Below are 422 nucleotides of genomic sequence, written 5' to 3'. Positions count from 1 at the left end.
TGTATGCGCGAGGTTACCGACTGCGGCCTGAGTTTTTTAAGTGACGTAAAACCGTGTTGAGGCCAACGCCCATAATGCGTGCACTGGCGCGACATCCGACGCCATTCATGGCCATATCAATGATTTTCTGGTGCGTACCGGGCTGAGAGGCGGTGTTAGTGAACTGTAGTTGCCATGTTTTACGGCAATGAGAGCAGAGATAGCGCTGATGTCCGACAGTGCTTTTGCCGTTACGCACCACGCCTTCAGTAGCGGAGCAGGAAGGACATCTGATGAAAATGGAAGCCACGCAAGCACCTTAAAATCACCATCATACACTAAATGTAAGCGTGCAGCAAGAACCGTATTGACGGGGATGTGTTATTCAGTCGGCAGTGCTACGCGCCAGGGGAGCAGTTCGCCGACCCGGTTTATCGGCCAGT

At 52.6% G+C, this 422-nt stretch carries 1 pseudogene; it reads right to left on the bottom strand.

Going from position 1 to position 422, the window contains the following annotated elements:
* Positions 1-289, bottom strand: a pseudogene (locus BGK49_RS18375) (IS1-like element transposase); the annotation flags it as partial.
* Positions 290-422 lie beyond the last annotated feature (133 nt).

It is taken from the genome of Shigella sp. FC1544 (assembly GCF_001722145.1).
Taxonomy (GTDB): Bacteria; Pseudomonadota; Gammaproteobacteria; order Enterobacterales; family Enterobacteriaceae; genus Escherichia; species Escherichia coli.
Note: the sequence above shows the minus strand (reverse complement) of the source record. Positions and strands in the feature narration are given on the sequence as shown.